The organism is Caballeronia sp. GAWG2-1 (genome assembly GCF_023631405.1).
Taxonomy (GTDB): domain Bacteria; phylum Pseudomonadota; class Gammaproteobacteria; order Burkholderiales; family Burkholderiaceae; genus Caballeronia.
In genome coordinates, this window is sequence record NZ_JALQDD010000024.1 from 99,878 (window position 1) to 107,703 (window position 7,826).

At 62.8% G+C, this 7,826-nt stretch carries 1 protein-coding gene; it reads left to right on the forward strand.

What is annotated here, in order from left to right:
* Nucleotides 1-171: 171 nt before the first annotated feature.
* Nucleotides 172-7,826, forward strand: a 7,655-nt coding sequence (locus NCR98_RS15215) for a two-partner secretion domain-containing protein (RefSeq protein ID WP_502799751.1), incomplete at its 3' end; no start/stop codon positions are given.

Below are 7,826 nucleotides of genomic sequence, written 5' to 3' on the forward strand. Positions count from 1 at the left end.
TCCTTGTTCTCGTTCGACCTGCGCTCGCAAGGCAGAACTTTTGTTGAATGTCAAGGCGCCCGCTCAAAGTCAGAGAATTCCGATTGTTACCAACGGTTGGTTTGCGCGTAAATGGCGGCCTTCCGCCTTGGGCGTGAGCTGCATTCTCGAAAGATCTAAAACAATAAGCAAATGAATAAGCATTACTACAGGTTAGTTTTCAATCGCGTACGACACATGCTGGTTGCGGTGGCTGAGTTTGCATCGGCGCACGGCAGCGGAGCCGCGCAGGGAGAAGGCGTTGCGCGGCGCGCACGAGCGGCCTCGGTGTTTCAGTCAGCTTTTAGCGCGATGGCCTGGGCGGCCATGCTGCTGCTCGGTTCGGCTTCCGGGCTGACGTTAGCACAGATCGTCGCAGCGCCCGGTTCTGGCGCGCAGGTCATTCAAACTCAGAATGGTTTGAATCAGGTGAATATCGCTCGACCGAGCGGGAGCGGTGTTTCCACCAATAATTTTTCACAGTTTGACGTGCCTGCGAAAGGCGTGATTCTCAATAATTCGCCCGTCAGTATCCAGACGCAACAGGCTGGTTATATCAGTGGTAACGGCAATCTGACGCCCGGCAATTCAGCAAAGATCATCGTCAATCAGGTGATGAGCAATGCGCCTTCGCAACTGCATGGGTATTTGGAAGTTGCGGGGCCTAAAGCAGAGGTGGTCGTCGCCAATCCGAATGGCCTGGTCATCGATGGCGCTGGCTTCATCAATACCTCGCGCGCCATTCTCACCACCGGCACGCCGAATTATGGGCCGAACGGCAGTCTTGCGGGCTTTAATGTCACGGGCGGGACGATCACCGTGCAAGGCGCGGGGTTGAATGCCACCAACGTCGATCAGGTTGATTTGCTATCCCGAGCAATTCAAATCAATGCGGCGGTGTACGCCAACAATCTGAACGCGATTGCAGGTTCAAATCAGATCGACTACAACACGCTCGCCGCGACGCCTATCGCCGGCAACGGCCCGGCGCCGTCGGTTGCGATTGACGTGAGTGCATTGGGCGGCATGTATGCCAACCGGATATTTCTAGTCAGCAACGAATACGGCGTGGGCGTGTCGACTAAAGGCGTGCTCGCGGCGCAAGCCGGCGACTTGACGCTGCAATCCAACGGCAAGTTGGTCCTGGCGGGCACGACGAACGCGAGCGGCAACATCAATGCGAGCGCTGCGCAAGGCATCGACAACAATGGCACGACCTACGCGCAAGGCAACGTCAATGCGAGCACATCGGGCGCATTGACCAACAGCGGCACGCTCGCCGCGCAACAGAACGCCACGCTCAACGCGGGCGGCGTTTCGTCGACCGGCACGCTTGGCGCGGGCGTGAACGTCGATGGTTCAATCGCTCAGTCGGGCAATCTGACGGTGAGTTCGACCGGCGCAATCGCCGCCAACGGGCGCAATGCCGCGGGCGGCAATGCAACGATTCAGGGCGCAGCGGTAAATCTAGCGGGCAGTTCGAGCACGGCCAACGGCGATCTAGGGCTTGCGGCAACGGCGGGCGACATCAACCTGACGGGCGCGACGACGACCGCCGGCGGCAGCCTATCGGCGAACGCCGCCGGCACGCTGACCAACGACAATGGCGCATTGAAATCGGGCCGTGCGCAGACGATCACCGCAGGCGCGCTTTCCAATCGCAATGGCCAAATGATTGCCGGCGATGCGCTGACGGAGAACATCGCCGGCGCGGTGCAGAATCAAGGCGGCACGATCCAAGCCGCAGGCGCGTTTTCCATGCGCGCCGATAGCCTCGATAACAGCGCGGGCCATCTCACGTCGCTAAACGCGGATGGCTTGAGCATCCATGTCGCGGGGCTGCTGAATAACGCGCAGAACGGTGTGATCGGCGGCAACGGCAACGTGATCGCGCAAGCGGGTCAACTTGCGAACGCCGGATCGATCACCGCGGTGCAAGACCTTACGGCGAGCGCCACGCAAGCGCTCGTCAACTTTGGCACACTCGCGGCGAACGGCGACGCGAGCGCATCGGCCGGCACGACGCTGACAAACGCCGGCAGTCTCTCAGCCGGTCAAACGGTGAGGGCGAGCGCCGCGACGCTCGATAACAGCGGTGGCACGATCACCGGCGACCAGGTCGCGCTCACCGCGGCGAACCTCGCCAATCGCAACGGCAGCATTACACAGACCGGCGCGGGCGCGACCACGCTTGCGGTCTCGAACACGCTGGATAACACCAACGGGACGATTGAGACCAACGCGCCCGACCCGACGCTCGCGCCCGCCGCGATCCTGAACGACAACGGCAAGATCACGAGCGCGGGCGCAGGCGCGCTGTCGATCACGACAAGCAGTCTGTCAAATAACGGCGGCACGATTGCGACCAACGGCGCGCTCGTCGAGAACGTCAGTGGCGCGATATCGAATCAAGGCGGCGCGATGCAGGCGGGCGGTGCGCTTTCGTTGCGCGCGGGCAGTCTGGACAATACGAGTGGAAGTATCGCGTCCCTCGGCACGGGCGGCGTGGCGCTGGACGTCGCGGGCTTGTTGAACAACGCACGGAATGGCGCGATCGGCGGCAATGGGAGTGTCATCGCGCAGGCGGGGCAGCTCGTGAATGCGGGCTCGATCACCGCGGTGCAGAGCCTGATCGCCAGCGCCGTGCAGACGGTGTTCAACAGCGGCACGCTCGCGGCGAACGGCGAGATCACGGTATCGGCTGGCACGACGCTCACGAATGCAGGCACCATCACGGGCAATCAGCTCGCGCTGTCGGCATTCGATCTCGTGAACCGGAGCGGCAGCATCACGCAAACCGGGACCGGCGCGACTGCGTTCATCGTGTCGGGCACGCTGGACAACACCTCGGGCTCGATTCAAACCAATGCCGCGGATTTGACGCTCGCGCCGGCCGCGCTCGTCAACGACAATGGCACGATCGCCAGTTCGGGCAATGGCACGCTGTCCGTGAGCACGAGTTCGCTTTCGAACACCGGCGGCACGATTGCGACCAATGGCGCGCTTGCCGTGACGAGCGGTGTGCTGTCGAACCGGGGCGGCACGCTTGCCGCGCAAACGTCGGCGACGCTCGATGTCGCGTCGCTCGACAACCGCGCGGGCGGTTATGTGGGCGCGCAAAACGTATCGATCAACGACACGGGCGCGCTCGACAACACGAACGGCACGCTGCAAGCGAACAATAGTTTAGCCGTGACGGCGCAATCGATTACCAACGACAACGGTTCGATCGCCAATGGCGGCGCGGGCGCGACCACGGTCACGGCCAGCGCTGCGCTGACGAACACGAACAACGGCTTCATTGGCGGCAATGGCGACGTATCGGTCTCGGGTGCGAGCGTCGATAATTCAGGCGGCACGCTGGTTGCGGGCGGCGCGCTTGCGGCGCAATCGATGAGCGGCTTCACGAATCGCGCGGGGTTGATTCAGGGCAACACGGGCGTGTCGCTAGGCGCTCTGGGCGCGATCGATAACACCGGCGGCCAGATCGAAGCCGATGGCGATAGCGCGGCCTTGAGCGTCGCGGGCGCATCGATCGATAACACGAACGGACGCATCGCGAATACCGGCAGCGGCGCGAGCACCCTGAGCGCGGCGTCGATCACCAATAGCAATACGGACGGCGTGGCGGGCGCGGGCACCATCGGCGGCAATGGCGATTTGACGCTCAACGCGCAAGTGCTGTCGAACACGAACGGCGCGCAAGTGCTCGCCGGGCACGACCTCGCGCTCAACCTCGCGCAGTGGGCGGACAACACGAACGCGACGTTCTCGGGCGCGAACGCCTTGACGTTGAACGGTGCGAACGCCGCCTTGCTGAACGCGGGCGGCTCCATTCACGCGAACGGCGCGCTCGGTTTGAACGCGGCCTCGATCGACAATACAAACGGCCGCATCGGCAACGATCAGGGTAGCGGCGGCAGCGTGTCGATCGCCACGGGCATGCTCGCGAACCAGAATGGCGCGATCGGCAGCGACCAGAACCTGAGTCTCGTGACCAACACGCTCACGGGCGACGGCCGCATGATCGCGGGCAACGATGGCGCGGTGACGATCAACGGCGATTACACGCTCGATGGCGTGAACCAGATTCAGGCGAACCACGATCTGACGTTCACGACGACCGGCGATTTCACCAATCAGGGCACGCTCGCAGCGGTCAACGCGCTGACGGTGAACGCGCGGAACATCGACAATCAGGCGCTCGCGGATTTGAATTCCGCGACCACGACGCTCAACGCGGCGAATGCGATCACCAACGAAGGCCGTATCGAAGGCGACACGGTTACGACCACGAGCGCGACGCTCGTGAATACCGCGACGATCATCGGCAATACGGTGACGCTCACCGGCACGCAATCGATCATGAATACGGGCGCGGCGGCGGTGATGGCGGCGGCCTCGCAACTGAACCTGTACTCGTCGGGCGATATCAGCAACACGCAAGGCGCGAACGTGTTCAGCCTGGGCGACATCGACATCGCGGGCGACGCCACGCGCGACGCCAACGGCGTGCTCGCGAATCGCGCGAACACGGTGACCAACGATCAATCGACGATCGAGGCGCAAGGCAATATCGAGGTCGCGGCGAATACGCTCAACAACACGCGTGCGGCGGTGACGGTTGAAACAGTGACGACCAATGTGGACACCGTTCACCAGACGAAGCGTCAGAAATACACCCGATGCGCGACGAACTACTCAGGTTCATGCTCGAACTGGAACGACTATAAGACGCCGTTCACACGCACCTTTAGCGACGCGGACGTGGTGTCGAGCAGTGACGGCGCGAACGGGGTCGATCGCGTGCTGGTCGTGAACGTGAACGGCACGCCAACCACGATCTACTACAACACGCTCACCAAAAACTCCGACGCAACGATCACGGTGGTCTTCTGGGACGCCTACGATCCGCACATCAATTACGACCCGGCGAGCGAATATCCGACACGCGACGACGCACACAACGGCTGGGAGCGCGTGGAGATCGCGCGCGATACGACGACCACCAAGAGCGAAGATCGGATAAGCGGCACGCAAGCCCAGCAAGCTCAACTGCTCGCGGGCGGCACGATGACGCTGGCCAACGTCGGCACGATCAACAACGCGTATAGCGCGATTGCGGCGGGCGATGCGATCCGCATCGGCGGCGCAGTACAAAACGGCACGATTGACGCGAGCGGCAACGGCAACATCGCCGGGACGATCGTCAACAACATTGGGCAGACGCTTTATCAATATCAGCGGCAGAACATCGAATCGACTTACGCCTGGAACGTGGACATCGGTCAGGATGTCGGCAAGGTCAAGGAGCCGTCGATCGTCCTCGCGCCGGTTGCGTTCGGCGGCACGGGTGGCACGATCATCGCCAATAACGCGATTGTGATCGACGCGCTGGATGTGAACAACGTCAACGTGGCGGCGGCCAATTCGGCCACGGGCGCCACCGGCGGCACGCTTGGCGCGAATACGGCGATGGCGCCAGTCTCGGGCGGCAGCGCGGCGAGCGTGAACGCGGCGGGCGGCGCATCGTCGACAGTGAGCGATGCCAGCGGCCCCGCCACGAGCGCGGCCACGGGCAACGGCGCGCGGGTCAACGCGCCGCAATCGGTCGCGGGTCCCACGGGCGCGATGACCATCACGCTGCCCACCAGCGGCCTGTATCACATCGACACGTCGCCGAGCGCGGCGTATCTGATCGCGACCGATCCGCGGCTGACGAGCTACGCCAGCTTCATCTCCAGCGACTACATGTTAAAGGCGCTGAACCTCGATCCGGCGAAGACCGAGAAGCGTCTGGGCGATGGCTTGTATGAAGAGCAATCGATCCGCAATCAAATCACGCAGCTCACGGGCCGTGTGTACTTGCAAGGCTATACGAGTAACGAGGACGAGTATCGCGCGTTGATGACCAATGGCGTGAACTACGCGAAGGAATTCAATTTGACGCCGGGCCTGGCGTTGAGCGCCGCGCAGATGGATGCGCTCACGAGCGACATCGTATGGCTGGTGGATCAGGTCGTGACCTTGCCCGATGGCGCGACGCAGCATGTGCTGGCTCCGGTGGTGTATCTGGCGCAGGCGCACGCGAATGATTTGCAGCCGAGCGGCGCGCTCATTGCCGCGGACGATGTGGAGATTCACGCCACCGGCAGCGTGACCAATAGCGGCGTGATCAAGGGCGGCACGCAGACGGTGATCAGCGCAACGGACATTTTGAACCGTGGCGGCAGCATCGGCAGCTCATCGGCCAACGGCGCGACGGTGGTGTCCGCCACGAACGATGTGGTGAATGCATCGGGTCGTATCAGCGGCAATCGCGTGGCGGTGCTGGCCGGACATGACATCGTCAACACGACGCTCGTCGATACGGTAGGCGTGAGTTCGGCCGCAGGCAACAGCAAGGTGACGCAGACGCTGGTGGGCGCGCAAGGCGCGATCGAATCGACGGGCGACATGATGGTCGCGGCGGGCCACGATCTGACGGTGCATGGCGCGACGCTCAACGTGGGCGGCGACGCGCAGATCACGGCGGGCAATGACATCGTCGTGGATGCGGTGCAGTCGAGCACATCGCAATCGGTGACGAAGAGCGCAAATCATCATTGGGAAGAGAACACGCTCGTCAACCAGACGAGCGGCATCGGCGCGAGCGGCAGTCTGTCGATGCAAAGCGGCAACGACATGACCTTCAAGGGCGCGTCGGTGAGCGCGGGCAAAGACATGACGGTGGTGGCGGGCGGCAATCTCACCGCGACGACGGTGACGAACGCATTGAAGTCCGACAACGTCGCGACCGATGACCGTGACAAGCGCGTCGGGCATGACTACGATGAGCAAGCGGTTGGCACGAGCTTTAGCGCAGCGGGCAACGCGACGCTCAAGGCGGTGAGCACGGACAAGAGCCAAGGCAATGTGACGCTCACGGGCTCGTCTCTATCGGCGGACACGGGCGCGGCGGCCATCGTGTCCACGGGCGACGTGACGCTCAACGAAGCGCGCGAAGAGCATGATCGTTACGCCGATGTGCATTCGGAGCGCGGCAGTGTCATCAAGAAGACCACGACCGATGACGTGCAGAACACGCACGCGAATATCGGTGTGGGCAGTACGGTGTCGGGCGATTCGGTGAACATCAACGCCGGGCATGACGTGTCGATTGCCGGTTCGACGGTGGCCGCCACGAACGATGTCAGTCTGGTGGCTGGCCACGATCTGACGGTTACGACGACGCAGGACGTCAACCAGTCGAGCCACTTCCACGAAGAGAAGAAGACGGGGTTTGGCACGGCGGGCGTGGGTATTTCCTACGGCACCGTCGATAACAAGGATACGGTCAACGATGCAAACAAGAGCGCGCAAGGCAGCCTGATTGGCAGCACCACGGGCAACGTGACGATGCAGGCGGGCAACACGCTGCACATCACGGGTTCGGACGTGCTTGCAGCGGGCAATGTGACAGGCACGGGCGCGGAGGTGATCGTCGATGCCTCGCAGACCGATCGTCATCATGACGAGACGCACGAGATGCATAGCTCGGGCGTGACGCTGGCGTTCAAGTCCTCGGTGATCGATGCGATCCAGACCGCGGGTCAGCAGGCGCAAGCAGCGGGGAGTGGCTCGGGCAATGCGCGCGTGGACACGCTACACGCGCTTGCCGCAGGCGGCAGTCTGATCAATGGGGCGAGTCCCTTGGCCAGCGGTAAGACGCCGGACTGGAAGGTGGAACTGAGCGTGGGCTCGTCGAGCAGCAAGTCGACCTTTACCGAAGACAGTACCCAACGTAACGGTTCGAGCATCACGGCGGG